Source organism: Streptomyces sp. NPDC058401 (genome assembly GCF_042722885.1).
Lineage (GTDB): Bacteria > Actinomycetota > Actinomycetes > Streptomycetales > Streptomycetaceae > Streptomyces.
In genome coordinates this window covers 18,865-39,915 of sequence record NZ_JBHXKA010000031.1, presented here as the reverse complement: position 1 = coordinate 39,915, position 21,051 = coordinate 18,865, and the positions used below count along the sequence as shown (strand labels likewise).

Here is a 21,051-nt window from a genome sequence, read left to right as displayed (position 1 = left end):
CCGAAGGAAGGGAAGTACCACCATGTCAGGTGGCGCCACATACCTTTACGGCGAAGGCACCGTAGAGATCAACGCAGGCCGCCGCAAGGCCAAGGTCACCGTCTCCAACACCGGTGACCGTGCCGTCCAGGTCGGCTCGCACTACCACTTCTTCGAGGTCAACCGAGCCCTCGACTTCGACCGCAACGCCGCCTACGGCATGCACCTCGACCTCCCCGCCGGCACCGGCGTCCGCTTCGAGCCGGGCGACACCCGCGAGGTGGAGCTCACCGCGTACAGCGGCCACGGCCGGCTGATCGGTTTCAGCTCCCTCGTCAACGGCGGTCTGGGCTCCACCGACACCCGCGTCCGCGCGATGAACCGGGCGGTCGAGCTCGGATTCCTGGGAGCCCGGGCGGAGTCGGCCCAGCAGGCCGCGGCCGCGCAGGCCGCCTCGCCGGCCGTGGAGGCAGCGCCGAAGCCCGCGGCCAAGCGCGCCGCGAAGCCCGCGGCGAAGCCGGCCGCCGAGCCGGCTGCGAAGCCCGCCGCCAAGGCGCCCGCCAAGACCGCGGCCGCCAAGAAGTCCAAGACCTCCAAGAAGGGCGACAAGTAGCGATGGCTGTCCTGAGCCGCAAGCAGTACACCGACCTGTTCGGACCGACCGTCGGCGACCGCTTCCACCTGGCGGACACCAACCTGGTCATCGAGGTCGAGAAGGACCACAACGAGGGCCACTACGGCGACGAGGCCGTCTACGGCGGCGGCAAGGGCATCCGCGACGGCATGGCGCAGGACCCGCAGGCCACCAACCTGCAGGGGGCCCTGGACCTGGTCATCACGAACGTGGTGGTCATGGACGCGATCCTGGGCGTGGTCAAGGGCGACCTCGGCATCAAGGACGGGTTCATCGCGGGCATCGGCAAGTCCGGCAACCCGCACACCCAGTCGGGGGTCCACCCCAAGCTCGTCATCGGGCCCGGCACCGAGGTCATCTCCGGCGAGCACATGATCGCCACGGCCGGCGGCATCGACAGCCACATCCACTTCATCGCCCCGCAGCAGGCCGAGCACGGTCTGTCCAACGGCATCACCACCCTCATCGGCGGCGGCACCGGCCCCTCCGACGGCACCAACGGCACCACCTGCACCCCGGGGCCGTGGAACATCGGCCGCATGTACCAGGCGTCCGAGGACCTGCCGGTCAACGTCGGCCTGCTGGGCAAGGGCAACGGCTCGCTGCCGGAAGCCCTCATCGAGCAGGTCGAGGCGGGCGTGTGCGGTCTGAAGGTGCACGAGGACTGGGGCACCACCCCGGCCGCGCTGAGCCGGGCCCTGGACGTGGCCGACCAGTACGACGTACAGGTCGCCGTGCACACGGACACCCTGAACGAGTCCGGCTTCTTCGAGGACACCCGCTCGGCCATCGACGGGCGCACGATCCACACCTTCCACACCGAGGGCGCGGGCGGCGGCCACGCCCCCGACATCATGCGGGTGGCCGGCGAGCCCAACGTGCTGCCGTCCTCCACCAACCCGACGCTGCCGTACACGGTGAACTCCGTCGACGAGCTGCTCGACATGGTGATGGTCTGTCACCACCTGTCGCACGACATCCCGGAGGACGTCTCCTTCGCGGACTCGCGCGTGCGCGCCGAGACGATCGCAGCGGAGACCGTGCTGCACGACGAGGGGGTCATCTCGATCTTCTCCTCCGACTCCCAGGCCATGGGCCGCATCGGCGAGTCCTGGACCCGCGCCTTCCAGACCGCGCACCACTGCAAGGACCAGCGCGGCAAGCTCGACGGCGACACCGAGCGCAACGACAACTTCCGCGCACTGCGCTACCTCGCCAAGATCACGATCAACCCGGCGATCGCCACGGGCACCGCCGAGCACATCGGCTCCCTGGAGACGGGCAAGCTCGCCGACGTCGTGCTGTGGCCGATCGGCTCCTTCGCCGCCAAGCCGAAGATGGTCATCAAGGGCGGACTGATCAACTGGGCGCTGATGGGCGACCCGAACGCCTCCCTGCCGACCCCGCAACCGGTGTACTACCGGCCGATGTTCGGCGCCTACGGCAAGGCCAAGCAGGCCACCCGGGTGTCCTTCATGTCGCAGGCCGCGATCGATCTGGGCGTACCGGAGAAGCTGGGCCTGGACAGCCGGGTCCTGCCGGTCAGGCACTGCCGCACCGTCGGCAAGCAGCACATGGTCCGCAACGACGCCCTGCCGGTCATCTCCGTCGACCCGGAGACCTACAAGGTCACCCTCGACGGGGTGCCGGCCACCATCGAGCCGGCCCGCGAGCTGCCCCTGAACCACCTGTTCTACCTGGCATGAGCACTGCCGCCGACTCCGCCGTGGCCGGCACCGCGGCCGTGACGCCCGTACAGGCCCTGCTGGTCAGCCTCCAGCTCACCGACTCGGCCTTTCCCAGCGGCTTCTACACCCTCTCGCACGGCCTGGAGGGCTTCGCCCAGGCCAAGGCCGTGACCCCCGAGGGCGTACCCGGGCTGCTGGCCGACCTGCTGCGGCATTCGGTGGGGCCTTCCGACGCCACCGCGCTGGCGCTGGCCCACCGGGCCGCGCTGGCCGGTGACTGGGAGGCCCTGGCCGAGACCGACCGGCGGCTGAACGCGGCCAAGCTGAACGAGGGGCTGCGCCGCGCCGCCACCCGCACCGGCCGCCAGCTGCTGGACCTCGCCCGCGAGTGCATCGGCGGCGAGGCCCTGGAGCGGTACGCGGAGCTCGTGGCGGCCAAGCGGGCTCCCGGCTCGCAGGCCGTGGCCGCCGGGGTCGCGTACGCGGCCGCCGGCGTCCCGGCCGAACAGGCCGTCGTCAGCGATCTGTTCGCCTACTCGGCCAGCTTCACGGGGGCCGCGCTGCGGCTGCGGCTCACGGACCACCGCAAGGCGCAAGTGGTGCTGCGCGGGATCGCACCCGTCATCGAGGAGGTGGCGGGGGCGGCCCTGCGCCGTGAACTCTCCGATCTCGGCGGGTGCGTTCCGATGGCGGATGTGATGTCGGGCCGTCACGAGCGGGCCGAGGCCAGGCTGTTCGCCACCTGATCCGCAGCTGCACCCGCTCCTCCTTCGATCTCTTTCCCCCATTTTCCTCATCCCTAAGGTGTGTGACTTTCATGACCGAGGACAACGTCCTGCGCGTCGGCGTCGGCGGCCCCGTCGGCTCCGGCAAGACGGCGCTGATCGAGGCCCTGGTTCCGGTGCTCATCGCGCGCGGGCACCGGCCCGCCGTGATCACGAACGACATCTACACCCAGGAGGACGCCCGCCAGGTCCGCCGCACCCTGGCCGGGGTGCTCGACCCCGAGCGCGTCGTGGGCGTGGAGACCGGTGCGTGCCCGCACACCGCCGTGCGCGACGACCCGACGATGAACCTGGCCGCGGGCGCCGAGATGCTGGAGCGGTTCCCCGATGTCGACACCCTGCTCTACGAGTCGGGCGGCGACAACCTCACCCTCACGTTCAGCCCGGTCCTGGTCGACCTCTTCCTGTTCGTCCTGGACACCGCCGAGGGCGAGAAGATGCCCCGCAAGCGCGGCCCCGGCATCACCGAGTCCGACATGCTGGTGATCAACAAGATCGACATCGCCCAGTACGTCCGCTGCGACATCGGGGTCATGGAGGCCGACGCACACCGCGTGCGCGAGGGGCGCCCCGTGGTCCTGACCAACTGCCTCACCGGGCAGGGCCTGGAGGACGTGGCCAACTTCATCGAGTCCTTCCGCCGGGTCCCGGCGTGAGCGTAGTGGCGGACCCGCCCCACACTCCGCCCCGCGGCCTCCTCCCGCCCGCACGCCTGGAGGCCGCGCACTACGAACCGCCGCGCGTCCCCCTGGAGGTCCTGCGGCACTCCTCGGTGCCCGACACCCTCGGTGTCGGGCGCCCCGGCAAGGTGGGGCTGCTGGAGCTGGGCTTCGAGCAGGTCGGCGGCCGTACGGAGCTGGTGCGGCACTACCAGAAGTCCCCGCTCCAGATCATGCGGCCGCTCTACTTCGACCCGTACCGCCCCGACCTGCCCGTCACCTTCCTGATGTCCACGGGCGGCGGGATCATCCAGGCCGACCGGCTGCGCACCGACCTGTCCTTCGGACCCGGCACCTCGGCGCACATCACCACACAGGCGGCCACCAAGGTCTACCGGATGGAGCACGACTACGCCGTCGCCCAGACCTTCCTGACCGCCGGGGCGGACGCGTACGTCGAGTACCTGCCCGATCCGGTCATCCCCTACGTCGACTCCCGCTTCTACCAGCGCACGGTGGTCACCGCCGACCCCACGGCTACCGTGCTGGTGAGCGAGACCGTCCTGACGGGCCGGCTGGCGCACGGGGAGCGCAACGCCTACCAGGTCTTCGCCTCGGACTTCGAACTGCACCGGCCGGGCGGCGAGTTGGTCGCGCTGGACACCGTACGGCTGGAGCCGGGCGGGGCCGGGGGGATCGAGGGGAGCTCCGGCTCCGTCGACGGGCCCGCCGTACTGGCGGGCCGTTCCGTGATGGCCTGCTTCTTCGCGGTCAGCCCGCTCGCCCCCGCCCGCGAGCTCGCCGACCTGATGCACGCGACCCTGGCCGGCAGCGGACTCCCGTACGGGGTCAGCGTGCTGCCGCAGGACTGCGGGGCCTGGGTGCGGGTGCTCGGGGAGCACACCGAGGCCGTGACCCGGGCGCTCGGGGCCGTCTGGGACGCGGTGCGGCGCAGGCTGATCGGCGTACCCGCCCCGGACCTGCGCAAGACCTGAACTCCGCACTCCTCCCTGCCTGTTCACGACCAGAGAGAGCTCCACCAGATGCCCAGTGGCTACGATACGGGTAATACCGCCTGGATGATGGCGAGCACCGCCATGGTGCTGCTGATGACCCCCGGCCTCGCCTTCTTCTACGGCGGCATGGTCAAGACCAAGCACGTGCTGGTGATGCTCAAGATGAGCTTCGCCTGCCTGTCGCTGGTGACCATCCTGTGGGTCGCGGTCGGTTACTCCCTCGCCTTCGGCAAGGACTCCGGCGGCGGCATGATCGGCAATCTCGACTACGCCTTCTTCCGCGGCATCGGGATGGACTCCCTGCACGGCTCCATCCCGACCGTGATCTTCGCCTGCTTCCAGATGTCCTTCGCGATCATCACGGTGGCGCTGATCAGCGGCTCGATCGCGGGCCGCGCCACCATGAAGGGCTGGCTGGTCTTCGTCGTCGCCTGGACGATGCTGGTCTACGTGCCCACCGCGCACTGGGTGTTCGCCCCCGACGGCTGGATCCAGAAGTCCCTGGGCGCGCTCGACTACGCGGGCGGTCTGCCGGTCGAGCTCAGCTCCGGCGCCTCCGGCCTCGCGGTGGCCATCGTGCTGCGCAAGCGCAAGGACTTCGAGCGCGAGACGATCCGCCCCCACAACCTGCCCCTGGTCATCATCGGTCTGGCACTGCTGTGGTTCGGCTGGTTCGGCTTCAACGCGGGCTCCGCGCTCCAGGTCGAGGGCAGCGCACCCACCACCTTCTTCAACACGCAACTGGCCGCCGCGGGCGCGATGATCGGCTGGCCGATCATCGAGAAGTGGCGCCTGGGCCACGTGGAGATGCTCGGTGTGGCCTCGGCGGCGGTCGCGGGCATGGTGGCCATCACCCCGGCCTGCGGCGAGGTCTCGCCGCTCGGCGCGCTGATCATCGGCTTCACCGCCGGTGTGGTCTGCTGCTTCGCCATCAACATGAAGTTCAAGATCGGCGTCGACGACACCCTCGACGTGGTCGGCGTGCACGGCTGGGGCGGCATCGTCGGCGTGATCTCCATCGGCTTCTTCGCGACGGCCGCGATGAGCGGCAAGAAGGGCCTCTTCTACGGGGGCGGCCTCGACCAGTTGTGGCGTCAGGCCGTCGCCGTCCTGGCGGTGGGCTCCTTCGCCTTCGCCATGACCTGGCTCATCGCCAAGGCCATCGACAAGGCCGTCGGCTTCCGCGCCTCGGAGGAGTACGAGAACGTACCCGGCCGGGACGAGGAGGTCGCCTACGACAACGCGACCCTGGACGAGATCCGCGACCGGATCGGCGGAGCCGCGGCCTCGCCGCGCGAGCCCGCCGCGGTGGGCGCGGTGAGCGCGGTGAGCGCCTCCAAGGAGGGGACGGAGCAGCAGGACGCCGTGCTGCTCGCCGAGATCGTATCCGTACTGGACCGACGAGAGCGTGACAAGTGACCGCGCACACGATTGCCGCAACCGTCTCCGCGGTCTCGGCCGCACCCGCCGTCGCCGACTCCGGCAACGCGTCCTGGCTGATGATGGCCACGGCCCTGGTGCTGCTGATGGCTCCCGGAGTGGCCTTCTTCTACGGCGGCATGGTCCGCACCGGCCAGATCGTCGCCATGCTGAAGATGATCTTCTTCTGCATGGTGATCGTCACCGTGCTCTGGTTCGCCATCGGATACTCCCTGGCCTTCGGCCCCGATGCCGGCGGACTCGGGGTCATCGGCACGCTCGACCACGCCTTCCTGCGCGGGATCGACAACCGGTCGCTGACCGGCTCCGTGCCCACGGTCACCTTCGTGGTCTTCCACCTGTCCTTCGCGGTCGTCACCGTGGCCCTGATCGCCGGCTCCATCGCGGGCCGCGCGAAGATGGGCGGCTGGATCGCCTTCGTCATCGCCTGGACCCTGCTGGTCTACATCCCCATGGCCCACTGGGTGTTCGACCCGGAGGGCTGGGTCGCCAAGCAGCTCGGCGCCGTCGACTTCTCCGGCGGCACGGTCGTGGAGATCGGATCCGGAGCCGCCGGACTCGCCCTCGCCATCGTCGCGGGCAAGCGGGCCGACTTCGACCGCCAGGGCATCCGGCCGCACAACCTGCCGCTCGTGGTCATCGGGCTGTCCCTCATGTGGTTCGGCTGGTTCGGCTTCAACACCGGTTCCTCCCTGGAGACCCCGGGCGGCGCCGCGATGGCCTTCCTCAACAGCCAGCTCGCCGCCGGCGCGGCCATGGCCGGCTGGGCGGCGACCAGTTGGTGGCGCACCCGGAAGGTCGGCCTGCTCGACATGTGCATGGGCGCCGTCACCGGACTCGTCGCCATGACCCCGCTGGCCGGCGGGGTGAGCCCGGTATGGGCCACCATCATCGGCTTCCTCGCCGGGCTGACCTGCGCGTTCGCCATCAGCTGGAAGTACCGGCTGGGCGTGGACGACACCCTGGACGTGGTGGGCATCCACGGCTGGGGCGGCATCGTCGGCATGGTCATGGCCGGCCTCTGCGCCACCGGGACGCTGACGGGCCACAAGGGCCTCTTCTACGGCGGCTCCTGGGACCTGCTGAGCAAGCAGCTCACCGCCACGGTGGTGCTGGGCCTGTTCTCGTTCGTGATGACCGCACTGATCGGCAAGGCCATCGAGGTCACCATCGGGCTGCGCCAGCCCGGCGGCATGGTGGAGAAGGAGCAGGCCTACGCCGACGCCCTCTCCGACAACCTCGAAGAGCTCTCGGGCGCCGACTCCCGCACCGAGGGCGCCGGCGAAGAACCGGAGAGCGCCTCCGCCCTGGTCGCCCGGCTGCGCGAGGTCCTGCAGAGCGCCCCGGGGGGCGGCGGCGGGGAGCGTTAGGACCGCGGCCGGCCCACCGGGCCTCCGCTCGGCGGGCCGGCCGCTCCGCATGGCGAACACTTGACGCAAGGTTGACCACTTCGGTGGCGAGCGGGCCCGGGAGGGCCAACTACCGTCCCTGGCATGCCCCTTCGCCCCCCACCCCTGCCCGTCCTGCCCTACCGGAAGCCGACCCGCGGACGCGACTTCTGGGAACTGGACGACGTACTGCCCGATCCGGCCGCCGTGCGGGAGCGACTGCTCGCCCGGGACGACTGGACCGAGGGGTACCCCCACAAGCCCGAGGCTTGGCCGGGCCTGCGCTCCATGCCCGCCCTGGAGCCGGACGAACTCGCGCACGTGGAGCGGCTGGTGCGCAGGACGACCGGAGCCCCGCGGATCTGGGCCCAGGAGCCCACCGGGGGCGGCACGTTCAACCACAACTGCGTACAGGTCGTCGGCGAGGGCGAGTGCGAGCCGCGGCCCCACACCGATTCGCGCACCCTGTGCCGGTACGCCGCCGTCCTCTACCTCAACCCCGCGGTCCCGAAGGACTGCGGCACCAGCTTCTACCGACAGAGCCTGCCGGGCGGCTCCCTCGGCGGCAACCAGGTGGCGGCCCCGCACAACAACCTGGTCGACGCGCTCGGCACCCGTTTCGTCGCACCGGATTCCTTCGTCGAGGATCTGCGGGTCCCCCACCGGGCCAACCGGCTGCTGCTCTACTCCGCCAACTTGATCCACACCGCCACCCGCTACTGGGGCCACACCCTGGAGGACAAGCGGATGACGGCGGTGTTCTTCTGGATGGCCTGATCCGCCGGTCCGGCCGGGGCGGCGACGAAGTCAGCCGGTGAAGCCCAGGGCGCCCAGCGCCTCCTCGATCCGGGCGCGGTGCTGCTCCTCCCAGGCATCGAGGGACTCCTCGGTCTCCTTGGCCAGCTTCGCCCGGGCGGCCCGCAGGATCTCCTCCTGCCGGGCGGCCGGGGTGACGACGACCCCCTCCTCGTCGGCGACCACGATGTCACCGGGGTGCACGGTCACTCCGCCGACCCGCACGGCCCCGCCGAGCGAGCCGAGCTTCTTCTTGCCGCCCGGGATGGGGATGACACCACGGGCGAACACCGGGAAACCCGCTTCGCGCACCTCCCCGAGGTCGCGCAGGAGCCCGTCGAGCACGAAGCCGGCGATGCCCCGGCGCTGGGCGACGGCGCACACGTTGCCGCCGGCCAGCGCGTGGTCCAGGTCGCCCGATTCGACGACGATCACCGAGCCGGGCTCGGCGCGGTAGATCGCCGCGTGCAGCATCAGGTTGTCCCCGGGCTCGCACCGCACCGTGTACGCGGGCCCGGCGACGCGCGGCGCGTCCCACAGCGGGCGGATGCCGATGTCCATGACCTGCCCGCGGTCCAGGAAGTCTGCGAGCGTGGTGGGCGGGACGCCCCGGAAGCCGTTGTCCATGTCAGTCCTTGCTCTCAGTGCCGGCCGCGGGCCGCTCCGAACCCGGAGCCGGAGCCTGAGCCGTCCAGCGACCGGACGGTCTCCGGCCGCCCGTGCGGCGGGCCCGCCCGGGCAGCAAGATCGTAGGCCACCGCACCCGGGGAAGGCCCGGCCGGGCCACGGGGCGGACGCGCCCCGGGGGGATGCGGCGGGCGGGCGGACCCTCCGCTCTCGGCGAACCGGCCTCGGCATCCGGCGCGAGCCGTGTTTGGGTGGGGCGATGGAGATACTTGTTCTGGGCGGAACGGCATGGCTGGGCCGGGAGTTGTCCCGGCAGGCGATCGAGCGGGGCCACCGGGTGACGTGCCTCGCGCGCGGCGAGAGCGGCGCGGTCGCGGACGGGGCCGCACTGGTGGCGGCCGACCGGCGCGACCCCTCGGCGTACGACCCCCTCCTGGACCGCACCTGGGACGCGGTCTTCGAGGTGTCCTGGCAGCCGGGGTTCGTACGCGGGGCGCTGGCCGCGCTCGCCGACCGGACCGGGCACTGGACCTACGTCTCCTCCGTCAGCGCCTACGCCTCCCACGCCACCCTCGACGCCGACGAGTCCACGCCGCTGCTGGCCGCGGCCGAAGCCGACGAAGTCGACCGCGCGGAGTACGGCGAGGCCAAGGTCGCCTGCGAGCAGGCCTCCACGGCCGCCGTCGGCGACCGGCTCCTGATCGCCCGGGCCGGCCTGATCGGCGGCCCGGGCGATCACAGCGACCGCTCCGGCTACTGGGCGGCCCGCGCCGCGGCCGACCCGTCGGGGCCGATGCTGGTCCCCGACGAACCGGAGCTCGCCACCCAGGCCGTCGACGTACGGGACCTCGCCGGCTGGCTCCTCGACTGCGCGGCGAAGGGCACCACGGGCACCTACGACGCCGTCGGTCCGGTGGTCCCGCTCGCACGGTGGATCGAGCTGTCCCGCGCGGCCGGCGGGCACACCGGTCCGCTGGTCCCCGCCGGCTCCGCCTGGCTGCTCGCCCACGGCGTCGCCGAGTACATGGGGCCCGGTTCGCTGCCGATGTGGGTGGCGGAGGAGGGCTGGGAAGGCTGGGCGGCACGGAGCGGGGCGGCGGCGCGCTCGGCGGGCCTGCGCCACCGTCCCCGGGCCGGACTGCTGGCCGACACCCTGGGCTGGGAGCGCGCCCGGGGCCTGGAGCGGACCAGGCGCGCGGGCCTCGACCCCGTACGCGAGCGCGAGCTGCTCGCCGCGCTGGCGGCCGAGGCCGGCTGAGACCCGGGGCGGTGGGGCACCGGAAACCGCCGCCCCACCGCCCCACCCGTTCGGGCTACCGCGCCTGCTCCGCCGCGTAGCCCGCGGAGGCGATCGCCGCGATGACGGCGGCCGGGTCGACGGGCCGGTCCGTATCGACGACCGTGCGGCCCCTTCGGACGCTCGTCGCGCTGGCGGCCACTCCCGCCAGCTCCTCCACCTCGTCGTCGATCAGCAGTCCGCAGCTGTTGCAGTGCATGCCGGTCACGGTGAACTCCATGCGCTCCTTCACGAGGTGCCCTCCTGGTCCTCGAAGGTGATCCGGCCGCCGTACATGCCCATGCCGCAGCTGTACTCGAGCGTCCCCGGCCGCCGGGCGCCCAGGTCGATGCCGGTGGTCCCGGTCGTGGGGAGGATCTTCTGGATGCCGAGGTCGGGGATGACGAAGGCGCGGACGCAGCCGCCCGTCCCCTGCGTGGCGACGACCAGGGTGGTGGGGACACCGGCCTTCGCCGTGACGGCGGCCGGGGCGTAGGCGTTCGTACGGGCCCGGATGGTCACGGTCTGGGAGCCGTCCGGGTTGAGCACGACGGTGCGGGCCTCCACCTCGACCGCGACCGCCGCCGGGGCTCCGGTGGGCCACCAGCCGCCGAGCCGCAGCCCGCTGCCGAGGGTCCACACCGCGACGAGCAGCACCACGACGGCGGTCGCCAGGGTCAGCCGCCCCTGCCACAGCCGGGCGGCGGAGCGCAGGAAGAAGCCGAGGGCGGCGAAGAGCGGGCCGGTGCCGAGGACGAAGCCGGCCATGACGGCCGCTCCCGCGAGCGGGCCCGCGGAGGTGACGGCGAGGAGCTCGACGCTCAGGGTCACCCCGCAGGGGATGAGCACGGTCAGGAAGCCGAGGACGGCCGGGGTGGTGACGGCTGTGGACCGGGCCGACCGGCGGACCCGGCGGCCCCAGGAGGCGGGCGTGCGGGGCACGAAGCGGCGTACCCCGCGCACTCCGAACATGTCGAGGGCGAACAGGACCATCAGCACGCCCGCGCCCAACATCAGTACGGCGCGGGTGCGGGGACCGGGCTGGACCGCGGCCCCGATCAGCCCGAGGGCGGCGCCGAGGAGGGTGTGGGAGAGGAGTTTGGCGCCGAGGAAGGCCCCGACGGGGGCGAAGAGGCCGCTGCGCTGCCACCTCTCCTGGGACCACTCGGTGGACCGGCGGCCGACCGCCCCGGCGAGCAGGCCTCCCTGGACGGCGGCGCAGGACGCGCCGCCGGCGAACAGACCGGTGGAGACACCGGTGACGAACAACGCGGTGGATGAAGCCATGGGGGAAGGAACTCCCTGTACGTCGCAGTGGATCGGAACACGGCGAAGCACCCCGGCCGTCCGGCGTGCGGGCGGGTACGGGTGCGGGGCCGGTCAGGTCCGGCTGACGCAGAGGGAGTCGAGGTCGGGCGCTCTGGGGCGGGAGCACTCCGGGGGCGGCACGGGCCCCGGGTGGCCGTCGGCCGCGGACCGCATCCACCCCGGGACGCCGCCGGAGAGCTCCCCTACCGGACCGGCCTGGCCGGTGGCCGCGTACGCCGACGCCAGCGGGCAGTCCTGCCCGAAGTCCGAACAGCCCCCGCCGGCACCGGAGCCGTCGTTGCTCTCGCCCATGTGGAACCCCGAGCCGGGGCCAGCGCCGTTCTCCGGGCCGGAGCCGGGGCCAGTGCCGCTCTCCAGGCCGGAGCCGGGGCCAGTGCCGCTCTCCAGGCCGGAGCCGGGGCCAGCACCGTTCTCCGGGGCGGAGCCGGGGCCTACGCCGCTCACCAGGCCGGAGCCCGGGCCAGTGCCGCTCACCAGGCCGGAGCCCGGGCCAGTGCCGCCCACCGGGCCGGAGCCCGGGCCAGCGCCGATCACCAGCCCAATGCCCGGGCCAGTACGGCCCACCAGACCGGAGCCGGGGCCAGCGCCGCCCACCAGCCCAGTGCCGGAGCACGCGGCCATGCCCCGGGGCGCGATCGCGCCCCGGACCGGATCCAGGCGCGCGGCCGAGCCCACGCCCAGGTCCGTCCCGGCCATCGCCGGGGGCCGGGCCGTACCGGCCATCCCGGCCATACCGGCCGTCGCGGCCATCCCGGCCGTCTTGGCCGTACCGGTCATCCCGGCCGTCGCGGCCATACCGGTCATCCCGGCCGTCGCGGCCATACCGGTCATCCCTGTCGGCCCGGCCATCCCGGCCGTACCAGTCATCCCTGCCGGCCCGGCCATCCCGGCCGTACCAGTCATCCCTGCCGGCCCGGCCATCCCGGCCGTACCAGTCATCCCTGCCGACCCGGCCATCCCGGCCGTACCAGTCATCCCTGCCGACCCGGCCATCCCGGCCGTACCAGTCATCCCTGTCGACCCAGCCATCCCGGCCACCACCGGAGCCCCCGCCACGTCGGCCATCCCCGGCGACCCGGCCGTCGTGGGCGGCCAGGTCAAGGCGGCCCCGGCCATCCGCATCACCGCCGCGTTCCCCGCCGGCGCGGGGTGCGTGAACAGGCCGCCGCAGACGAGCAGCAGCACCGCCACGACGCCCGCGGCGACGGCCGTGGCGTGGTGGTGGGTGCGGAGGGGTGGCATGGGCGCGATGCTACGACAGCCGCCCGCCGCCCTCCGGAACCGGGGCTGCGCGGCAGCCCCTTGCGGCCGCTACCGTGGGGCCATGGAGACCCGCACCACCGCACGGGCGAAGCCCGCCCGCTTCCACGGCGACCGTGCCTGAGGCCCCGGCCCCGGCCCCGGCCGTGAACGCGCCCCTCCGCGGCGCCTGGCTCCGCGACGGCATCAGCCGCAACGGCGGCCCGCTGCGGGAAACGGAGCACGTCGTGTGGCTCCAGACCGGCAGCCTGTACGCGGACAGCCGCGGGTTCGCCGGGACCACCTCGTACGACGGCCGGGAGATCACCTTCCATCACGATGTCGGCGCTCCCGGCCACGACGTCGGAGTCCTGACCCCCGACGGCGAGCGCCTGGTCGAGACGGGCACCAACCTCGACGGCAGCACCTTCCTGGAGGTGTGGTCCCCGCTGCCCGGCGCCCAGGGCCCCACCGGCTGCTGGCTCGCCGCGGGCACCCAGACCGTGCGGGTGGGCGGCCACGTGGTGCACGTCGACGCCGCCGGGCACGGCACGCACCACGTCCTGCGGCAGACCGGCGCTCCGCCGCCGGGTCAGCCGGGCTGACCCGGTCCGGTGTCCGCGGCCCCGGCCCCGGCCGTACGGGCCTGCCCGCGGCCGAGCAGTTCCGCCAGTCCGCGCCGGGTGGCGGCCACGACCACGCGGTCCACGGGCCGCAGGACGCGGCCGGGGCGCAGGTCCCAGACCAGGGCGGGCCGCCGGGCCGTGTCGTAGCCCGGTTCGGTGGCGAGGCCGGGGCGGCGGTCCGCCGGGGCGGCGGTGTCCAGGGCGACGACCCGCCAGGCGCCGGGCCGGAAGGACTCCGCGATGGTGCGGCCCTCCAGCTGGGGATGGCCGGCCACCTCAAGGACCGCGAACACCAGGACCCTGCGTTCCACCGGGATCGCGCCGAGCACCTGGCGGCCCATCATCGCCCCGGCGAACGCGGGCGCGGCCAGGTGGGAAACGCTGCGGCTGCGGGTGAGGGCCGCCGGGTGGGCCTCGCGCAGGGTGCGGTAGACGGCGGTGGCGAACTCGTTGTCGTACAGCCGCATCACCACCCGTACGTCGGGTTTCACCGAGCGGGCGTAGAGCGCGGCCTCCAGGTTGGTGGTGTCCGAGCTGGTCACCGCCAGCAGGGCGTGGGCGCGGTGGATCCGGGCGGCCTCCAGGACCCCTTCGTCGGTGACGTCTCCGACCACGACGGGCACGTGCAGGCGGCGGGCGAGGGCGATCCCGCGGGCCAGCGGATCGGACTCCACGCACACCACGGGGATCCCCAGCTCGCGCAGCCGGGCGAGCACCCGGGCGCCGACCTTGCCGAGGCCGAGCAGCACGACGTGGCCGGAGAGCCCGCGCGGTGGTCTGCGCAGGGCCGTGGCGGTACGGAAGGCGCCCAGTGCCTCCAGCGCGGCCGCGACCAGCACGGGCAGCAGGAGCAGCCCGACGAAGCCGGCCAGGATCTGCAGGAGCTGCCGCTCGGGGGGCTGGTCGAGCGCGGGGTCGTTGATGGCGAAGACGTCGAGCAGGGTCAGGTAGCCGGCATGGAGCGGGGTGTCGCCGGTGACCAGCGAGGAGGCGACGGCCAGGGCGCCCACGGCGGCCGTGATCCCGGCCAGTGACCAGCGGAGCCTGCGGGAGAACAGCGAACCCACCGGCAGGGAGACCTGGTTGAGCCTTCCTTCGGGTGCGGCCGGGGTGTGGGAGACGGCTTCCAGCGCGATGATCCCCCGGCCGGTCGCGGCCGCCACGGACCGGGCGTCCGGGAGCAAGTGCGGGCCCCGGTCCCCGCCGAGCTCCGATCCGTCGGCGCCGGCCGGGTCCACGGCGGTGGCGGAGAGCAGGGCCAGGGTGCACAGGCCGGGGTCGGCCACCTCGCCGGGGCCGGGGGGCGTGCGTTCCACCGCGCGCAGCAGCAGGCCGTCGGCCTGGATGACCTTGCTGGTGCCGGCGACGGCGGAGGCGACGAGTGCGGGGGCGGCCGTATCGGCGTCGGAGAGCACGGTGGTGGCGGAGTCGAGCCCCCGCAGGTCGATCCCCGGCTCCGCGACGAGCGCCGCCTGGTCGAGCAACTCCTCCAGGTGCTGGCCGAGTTTGCGGTTGTAGAGCCGGATGACGAGCCGCAGCCTGGGATTCAGCCGCCGGGCCACGAGGGCGGCCCGTACGTTCGTCTCGTCGTCCTCGTAGACGAGCGCGAGCGCCGCCGCCCCGGCCACCCCGGCGGCGGAGAGGGCCTCTTCGTCGGGGACGGGAGCCTCCAGCACCCGCATGTCCGGTACGAGCGCCTCCCCCGGGCCGGCCCGGTCCGCGGCGGCCGTGCGGATCCGCGCGGCCGGGAACCGCCCCAGCAGCGCGCGCCCCGCCCGGGCGCGGGTCCGGCCCGGTCCGGCCGCCGTCCCGGGGCGCACCTCGCGGGCGGCCGGCACGACCAGCGTCACCCGCTCCTCGTACACGTCGCGGAGTTCGGCGGCCAGCCGGTGGGCGAGCCCGTCGTCCCCGCACACGACCATCAGGTCGGCGGATTCGGTCGGTTGGGGGTGCGCGGAAGGAGAGGACACCGCCCCAGCATGCCGTGTCGGCCGCCCGGGCCGGGCGGCGGCCGGGCGTCAGTGGATGACGGTGAAGCTGCGCCAGGGCAGGGCCTCGGGGGACGTGACGTTCGAGAGGGTCGTGGCCACGTAGGTGCCGTCGCCGCGGTCGAGCTTGCGGCAGTCCTCCGTCTGGTAGAGGACGACGTCCACGAGGGTGTTGTTCTCCACGTGCGTCGCCCCCTTCGGCAGGGCGATCTTGTGGCAGCCCTTGACCGAGGTGTTGCTGTAGCTCACTTCGACGGGCGATTCATGGCCGCGGAATTCGAGCATCCCTACGGTGCTCCGGCCCAGGCCCGAGCAGGCGGTGGCCGTCAGCAGCAGCGCTGCCGTTCCCGCGATGATGCTGATACGCCTGCTGTGGGACATGGCGCGGTCCTCGTCTGTGCGGTGGTGGCGGTCCTGCGTACAGACTGCCCCGGCACGGCGCGCGCGGCCCCCGCTGCTCGGCCGTCCGGGTGAACGCGCCCCCGGCGGTGACGTCGGGGCGGACGTCACCGCCCTGCGGCGGGCGGCTGTCTCAGGAGTACTGGCACACGGTGACCCAGCCACCGGGAATGCTCGCGCCGCTCATCGCGCCGCAGCCCATCTTGGTGTAGTTGGGCTGGACCATGTTGTAGTAGTGGCCCCAATTGCGGTACGAGGCGCTGTTGGTGTCGTAGTCGGGACCTGCCGCGTCGTAGGCGGCCTTCTCCGCCGCCCATTGTCCGACGGCTCCGGGGGGTCCGACGCTCGACATGTTCTCGGCGACGTTCGCCGTGCTGTGCTGCAGCTGGTTGCCGGCGGAGGACTGCGGGTCGTCGGCCCAGCCCTGGGCCTGGCCGGCGAGACCCGCGTCCCAGGTGAGGGGCGGTTGGCCGTTCTGCTGGCGGATGCCGTTGGTCTCGGCGAGCATGGCCTGTTGCTCGGCCGGGCTGATGTCCGCGGGGACGGCTGTCGAGGAGGCCGCGGTCGCGGCGCCGCCCGTCGCCAGCAGGAGGCCTCCGGCCAACAGGGCCGCCGAAGCGGCCGCGGCGGCGCGGCGGTGCATTCTGGTCAGGTTCACTGCGACCTCCAGGTCGCACGGAGGGCATGCAGGGAGAACGGGCACACGTCGAGGCGATCGCGAAACTTCGCCGCGGCCGGCCGGTTCCGTTTGATGGCGGGGAAACAGCCATCGCGCTGTGCTCGGGTCGGCGGCCGTCAGACCGCCCCCGACGGGTCCAACTGGACCAGCTGGTCCCGGTCCCAGTATCCCCTCGGCGCGGTGCCGGCGCACCGCGTCCGGCCCCGCACGGTGGCTCACCTGGGGCTTCGGGTCATGGGGAGCCGTCATCGGAAGCCCGATGCGGCGCCGGAGTGCGATCAAGGCGGCCGGGGGGTGCGATGGAAACCGGGGCCACGGCCACCCCGGCGCGTGCCTCACCATCCGGATCGCTGAACGGCGGTGATGAGCCGATGGGCGTGACCGCGCACACCGAGGACCCGGCCCGACGGACCGGCGACGCGGCACGGCAGAGCTACCCGGCACGACGGACCGGCCCGCACCGCCGGAGCGCCGCGGCGTGCACCGCCCTCGCACTCGCCCTCCTGTCGGGCTTCGCCCTCGCCCCCGCGGCCCACGCCGGTTCGGGCGGCGACGCGGCCCCCGAGCGCTGCACCCCCGGGTGGGTCTGCGGCTGGACCGGCCCGTCCTACACGGGTGTGGTGAGCCTCGTGGCGCAGGACATGCCGCGGTTCCCCGAGACGACCGCCTACGTGGGCTTCAACGACGCCGCATCGGTCTGGTACGGCGCCGCGTCGCCGGGCGTCGGCGGGGCGGCGGGCGGCCGGTGCGTCACCCTCTACAACGGCCCCGGCTACAAAGGGCGGGCACTGACTCTGGCTCCCGGCAAAGGGGTCCCGCGGCTGCCCCCGTCCTTCGGCCACGTCCACTCCAGCCGCTTCCACACCTGCAAGCCCGCACTCCCGTAGCCCGACGGCAGGCACAACCCCAGCGCGTGCGCACGGCGGGCGGCTGATCTAGCGTCGAGGGTGGGGGCCCGGTCGAGCGGTACGGCCCGGTACGGCAGGCGCCTCAGCCTGCGGCACGCCGCTCCAGTACCCGCTCGACGCCGAATTTCCGCGCTCCGGACCATCAGGGTCCGGGGCGGCGACGACCTCGGAGAGCAGGTGCGTCCCATGCGCACGTCGACCCGCATCGCAGGCGTCCTCACCGGCCTGACCCTCGCACTCGGCGGCGGCACGGCCCTCATGGCCCCGTCCGCCCAAGCGGACGTCACACAGTGCATCGACCAGGTCGAGCGCGAGCTCCAGGGCGGCGAGGCACCGGACTCCGTCCGCATGTCCTGCTACGTGGGCCTGACCGGCGACCACGCGAAGTGCGTGAAGACCCTGACCGAGGGCAGGGTCTCCGCCGCGACGGCGGAGGCCGCGTGCCAGGTCGCCCCCGAGTAGGTCCGGCTCCGTACAACACCGCTCCGGTTGTGGGGATTTCTTGTGAACAACCCGCAAACCGGTGGGTGTTAATTTGGGGGGTACTGGGGAGGCCGGTGGCCCCGCCGGCCCACAAGAACACGGCCGGGAGGCAGGCGCGTAGGTCGACCGGGCTTCCAGGGACGCTCCGGGCTTGATCTTGAAGGAGTGGAGCGCGGCGCCCTGTACGCCCTCGCCGGGGCCGAGGGGCGTCACCTTGTACGGAGCTCCCGCGCAGCCCTCCGCCTCGTAGATGAACACGGCCGAGGAGCTGTGGTTGCTGACCGAGCCGAACGAGCTTCCCTCGGGAGCTTCCGGGAAGACCTCGCTGAGGGTGTAGCAGCGGCCGTCCTGGGGGGACGTGATGAGCTTGACCGGCGCGCCCACGAGGCGTCCCCCGTCGCCGGGTGTGGTCAGGGCGACCTGTACGTCGCCGACGGCGGCCGTGGCGGAAGAGGTGGGCAGGGTCAGGGCGAGTACCAGCGCGGTCCCCGCCGCGAGGGGCAGCCCGGCCCAGCGGGTGGTAGGCCGGTGGAGCATGGCAGCCTCCAGGGATGTCGGCGAACAGGGTTCCCCCACGCCGCCCAGTATCCGCTGGGGCCGCCGTCGCCGCACCCGCGGTGGGGTTCCACGCACGGCGAACCGGGCCGGCCGCGGGTTGCGCGGCCGGCCCGGGTCGGACACGAGGATCAGACGAGGTCGAACCGGTCCAGGTTCATGACCTTGGTCCAGGCGGCGACGAAGTCCTTGACGAACTTCTCCTTCGCGTCGTCGCTCGCGTAGACCTCCGCGAGCGCGCGCAGCTCGGAGTTCGACCCGAAGACCAGGTCGACGCGGCTGCCCGTCCACTTGACCTTGCCCGTGGCGTCGTCACGGGCCTCAAAGGTGTTCGCGTCCTCGGAGGTCGGCTTCCAAGTCGTCCCCAGGTCCAGGAGGTTGACGAAGAAGTCGTTGGTGAGCGACCCGGGGGTCGCGGTGAGGACACCGAGCGGCGACTGCTGGTGGTTCGCCCCGAGCACCCGCAGGCCGCCGACGAGGACGGTCGTCTCGGGGGCGCTGAGGTTGAGCAGGTTCGCCTTGTCGAGCAGCAGGTACTCGGCCGGCAGCCGGTTGCCCTTGCCGAGGTAGTTGCGGAACCCGTCGGCGGCCGGCTCCAGCGCGGCGAAGGACTCCACGTCGGTCTGCTCCTGCGAGGCGTCCACGCGTCCCGGTGCGAACGGCACCTGGATCTCGACGCCGGCGTCCTTGGCGGCCTGTTCGACGCCCGCGCCGCCCGCGAGGACGATCAGGTCGGCCAGCGAGATCTCCTTGCCTCCGGTCTGGGCCGAGTTGAAGGCCCCGCGGATCCCCTCCAGGGTGCGCAGTACGGTGGCCAGCTCGTCGGGGTTGTTGACCTCCCACCCGCTCTGCGGCTGGAGGCGGATGCGCGCGCCGTTGGCGCCGCCGCGCTTGTCGCTGCCGCGGAAGGAGGAGGCGGCCGCCCAGGCGGTGGAGACGAGCTGGGACACCGAGAGGTCCGAGGCGAGGACCTTGGCCTTGAGGGCCGCGACGTCCGCGTCGTCCACGAGCGAGTGCGTCAGCGCGGGGAGCGGGTCCTGCCACAGCAGGACCTCGGAGGGCACCTCGGGGCCGAGGTAGCGGACGATCGGGCCCATGTCGCGGTGGGTGAGCTTGTACCAGGCGCGGGCGAAGGCGTCGGCGAACTCGGCCGGGTTCTCGTGGAAGCGCCGCGAGATCTGCTCGTAGGCCGGGTCGATGCGCAGCGAGAGGTCGGTCGTGAGCATCGTCGGGGCGTGGGTCTTCGACGGGTCGTGCGCGTCGGGTACGGTGCCCGCCCCGGCGCCGCCCTTCGGCCGCCACTGGTGGGCGCCCGCGGGGCTCTTGAACAGCTCCCACTCGTAGCCGAAGAGGATGTCGAAGAAGGTGTTGTCCCAGGCGATCGGGGTGTTCGTCCAGATCCCCTCCAGGCCGCTGGTGATCGTGTCGCCACCCTTGCCCGTACCGAAGGAGTTGGCCCAGCCGAAGCCCTGCGCCTCGATCGGGGCGGCCTCGGGGTCGTCGCCCACGTTCTCCGAGGGTCCCGCGCCGTGGGTCTTGCCGAAGGTGTGGCCGCCCGCGATGAGGGCGACGGTCTCCTCGTCGTTCATCGCCATCCGGCGGAAGGTCTCGCGGATGTCGCGGGCCGCGGCGAGCGGGTCCGGGGTGCCGTTCGGGCCTTCGGGGTTGACGTAGATGAGGCCCATCTGGACGGCGCCGAGGGGGGTCTCCAGCTCGCGGTCGCCGGTGTAGCGCTCGTCCTCGAGCCAGGTGGTCTCGGGGCCCCAGTAGACGTCCTCGTCGGGCTCCCAGACGTCGGCGCGGCCGCCGGCGAAGCCGAAGGTCTCGAAGCCCATCGTCTCCAGGGCGACGTTGCCGGTGAGGATCATGAGGTCGGCCCAGGAGAGGCTCTGGCCGTACTTCTTCTTGACCGGCCACAGCAGGCGGCGGGCCTTGTCGAGGCTCACGTTGTCCGGCCAGCTGTTGAGGGGGGCGAAGCGCTGCTGGCCGGCCCCGGCGCCGCCGCGGCCGTCGCTGATGCGGTAGGTGCCCGCGCTGTGCCAGGCCATGCGGATCATGAGCGGCCCGTAGTGGCCGAAGTCGGCGGGCCACCACTCCTGCGAGGTGGTCAGCACCTCGGCGATGTCCCGCTTGACCGCCGGCAGGTCGAGCGTGTTGAACGCCGCGGCGTAGTCGAACTGCTCGCCGAGGGGGTTGGCCACGGCGGGGTTCTTCGCGAGGATCTTCAGGTTCAGGCGCTCCGGCCACCACTGGTGGTTTCCGCCGCCCTGGGTCGGGTGCGCGGCGCGCGTGTGCACGACCGGGCAGCCCCCGCCGCCTTCCGGCTCGTCCGTGACGATTGCATCATGGTTCTCAGAATGGTTCTCAGACATGGGAATCCTTCCGGACCGGACCAGGCGGTCACGGTGATCAGGAACTGCATGTGATGGAACATCTTTGGGGCACGGGGACCCGGCAGCGGGTCCCCGGTTTCACGGTCGTCCTGACGCCGGGGCGGTCACCGTCACGGACGGTCTCACGTCCGGTCCCGCGCTGCTGCGGACCGTTCCTGTCCCTTG

The 21,051-nt window shown here is 72.8% G+C and carries 20 protein-coding genes; 12 read left to right on the top strand and 8 right to left on the bottom strand.

Annotation, left to right across the window (positions count from 1 at the left end; translation table 11 throughout):
- Positions 1 to 22: 22 nt before the first annotated feature.
- From ACFWNV_RS14440 to ACFWNV_RS14405, 8 genes are all read left to right on the top strand, one after another.
- Entirely contained in the window at positions 23 to 592 is a 570-nt protein-coding gene (locus tag ACFWNV_RS14440) for an urease subunit beta (protein WP_383945692.1), read from the top strand.
- A gap of 2 nt (positions 593 to 594) precedes the next feature.
- Positions 595 to 2,319: an urease subunit alpha gene (ureC, locus tag ACFWNV_RS14435; RefSeq protein WP_383945690.1), complete on the top strand. Its 1,725-nt coding sequence runs from the start codon at positions 595 to 597 to the stop codon at positions 2,317 to 2,319.
- Positions 2,316 to 3,047, top strand: coding sequence for an urease accessory protein UreF (locus ACFWNV_RS14430; RefSeq protein ID WP_383945687.1), 732 nt, complete (start codon positions 2,316 to 2,318; stop codon positions 3,045 to 3,047). Before ureC ends, ACFWNV_RS14430 begins: the two co-directional genes overlap by 4 nt.
- Positions 3,048 to 3,118: 71 nt before the next feature.
- On the top strand, positions 3,119 to 3,742 hold the full coding sequence (gene ureG / locus ACFWNV_RS14425; protein ID WP_383945684.1) for an urease accessory protein UreG: 624 nt from the start codon (positions 3,119 to 3,121) through the stop codon (positions 3,740 to 3,742).
- Entirely contained in the window at positions 3,739 to 4,740 is a 1,002-nt protein-coding gene (locus ACFWNV_RS14420; RefSeq protein ID WP_383945681.1) for an urease accessory protein UreD, read from the top strand. Before ureG ends, ACFWNV_RS14420 begins: the two co-directional genes overlap by 4 nt.
- A gap of 48 nt (positions 4,741 to 4,788) precedes the next feature.
- Positions 4,789 to 6,180: an ammonium transporter gene (locus ACFWNV_RS14415; RefSeq protein WP_383945678.1), complete on the top strand. Its 1,392-nt coding sequence runs from the start codon at positions 4,789 to 4,791 to the stop codon at positions 6,178 to 6,180.
- Positions 6,177 to 7,571, top strand: a complete 1,395-nt coding sequence (locus ACFWNV_RS14410) for an ammonium transporter (protein ID WP_383945675.1) — start codon at positions 6,177 to 6,179, stop codon at positions 7,569 to 7,571. The genes ACFWNV_RS14415 and ACFWNV_RS14410 overlap by 4 nt, the downstream gene beginning before the upstream one ends.
- A 123-nt stretch (positions 7,572 to 7,694) precedes the next feature.
- Positions 7,695 to 8,366 (top strand): DUF6445 family protein, encoded by a 672-nt coding sequence (locus ACFWNV_RS14405; protein ID WP_383945672.1) that lies wholly within the window; start codon positions 7,695 to 7,697, stop codon positions 8,364 to 8,366.
- A 30-nt stretch (positions 8,367 to 8,396) separates the two neighbouring features.
- On the opposite strand, the gene ACFWNV_RS14400 is transcribed toward ACFWNV_RS14405, so the two are convergent.
- Complete coding sequence (locus ACFWNV_RS14400) at positions 8,397 to 9,011, bottom strand: RraA family protein (RefSeq protein ID WP_383945669.1); 615 nt, start codon at positions 9,009 to 9,011, stop codon at positions 8,397 to 8,399.
- Positions 9,012 to 9,270: 259 nt separating this feature from the next.
- Here ACFWNV_RS14400 and ACFWNV_RS14395 point away from each other — a divergent pair, with 259 nt between their 5' ends.
- A complete protein-coding gene (locus ACFWNV_RS14395; protein WP_383945666.1) occupies positions 9,271 to 10,269 on the top strand; it encodes an NAD-dependent epimerase/dehydratase family protein in 999 nt (332 codons plus the stop codon).
- A 55-nt stretch (positions 10,270 to 10,324) separates the two neighbouring features.
- Here ACFWNV_RS14395 and ACFWNV_RS14390 read toward each other — a convergent pair whose 3' ends face one another.
- The 3 genes from ACFWNV_RS14390 to ACFWNV_RS14380 form a co-directional block, all read right to left on the bottom strand.
- Positions 10,325 to 10,540, bottom strand: coding sequence for a cation transporter (locus ACFWNV_RS14390; protein ID WP_383945663.1), 216 nt, complete (start codon positions 10,538 to 10,540; stop codon positions 10,325 to 10,327).
- Positions 10,537 to 11,574, bottom strand: a complete 1,038-nt coding sequence (locus ACFWNV_RS14385; protein ID WP_383945660.1) for a sulfite exporter TauE/SafE family protein — start codon at positions 11,572 to 11,574, stop codon at positions 10,537 to 10,539. Before ACFWNV_RS14385 ends, ACFWNV_RS14390 begins: the two co-directional genes overlap by 4 nt.
- Positions 11,575 to 11,667: 93 nt before the next feature.
- Entirely contained in the window at positions 11,668 to 12,858 is a 1,191-nt protein-coding gene (locus ACFWNV_RS14380; protein WP_383945658.1) for a hypothetical protein, read from the bottom strand.
- 134 nt (positions 12,859 to 12,992) lie between these two features.
- On the opposite strand from ACFWNV_RS14380, the gene ACFWNV_RS14375 reads away from it, so the two are divergent.
- A complete protein-coding gene (locus tag ACFWNV_RS14375; protein WP_383945656.1) occupies positions 12,993 to 13,460 on the top strand; it encodes a hypothetical protein in 468 nt (155 codons plus the stop codon).
- Here the strand turns inward: ACFWNV_RS14375 and ACFWNV_RS14370 are convergent.
- From ACFWNV_RS14370 to ACFWNV_RS14360, 3 genes are all read right to left on the bottom strand, one after another.
- On the bottom strand, positions 13,448 to 15,403 hold the full coding sequence (locus ACFWNV_RS14370) for a potassium channel family protein (protein WP_383945785.1): 1,956 nt from the start codon (positions 15,401 to 15,403) through the stop codon (positions 13,448 to 13,450). The genes ACFWNV_RS14375 and ACFWNV_RS14370 overlap by 13 nt on opposite strands.
- 96 nt (positions 15,404 to 15,499) lie before the next feature.
- On the bottom strand, positions 15,500 to 15,850 hold the full coding sequence (locus ACFWNV_RS14365) for a hypothetical protein (RefSeq protein ID WP_383945653.1): 351 nt from the start codon (positions 15,848 to 15,850) through the stop codon (positions 15,500 to 15,502).
- Between the two features lie 151 nt (positions 15,851 to 16,001).
- Positions 16,002 to 16,526, bottom strand: coding sequence for a CAP domain-containing protein (locus ACFWNV_RS14360; protein ID WP_383945650.1), 525 nt, complete (start codon positions 16,524 to 16,526; stop codon positions 16,002 to 16,004).
- Positions 16,527 to 16,924: 398 nt separating this feature from the next.
- Between ACFWNV_RS14360 and ACFWNV_RS14355 the strand changes: the two genes are divergently transcribed.
- On the top strand, positions 16,925 to 17,434 hold the full coding sequence (locus tag ACFWNV_RS14355; protein WP_383945647.1) for a peptidase inhibitor family I36 protein: 510 nt from the start codon (positions 16,925 to 16,927) through the stop codon (positions 17,432 to 17,434).
- Between the two features lie 207 nt (positions 17,435 to 17,641).
- Positions 17,642 to 17,917 carry a hypothetical protein gene (locus ACFWNV_RS14350; RefSeq protein ID WP_383945644.1) on the top strand — a complete coding sequence of 92 codons (276 nt, stop codon included), beginning with the start codon at positions 17,642 to 17,644 and terminating at the stop codon, positions 17,915 to 17,917.
- A 707-nt stretch (positions 17,918 to 18,624) separates the two neighbouring features.
- On the opposite strand, the gene katG is transcribed toward ACFWNV_RS14350, so the two are convergent.
- Positions 18,625 to 20,865, bottom strand: coding sequence for a catalase/peroxidase HPI (gene katG / locus ACFWNV_RS14345; protein ID WP_383945642.1), 2,241 nt, complete (start codon positions 20,863 to 20,865; stop codon positions 18,625 to 18,627).
- Positions 20,866 to 21,051: the final 186 nt, after the last annotated feature.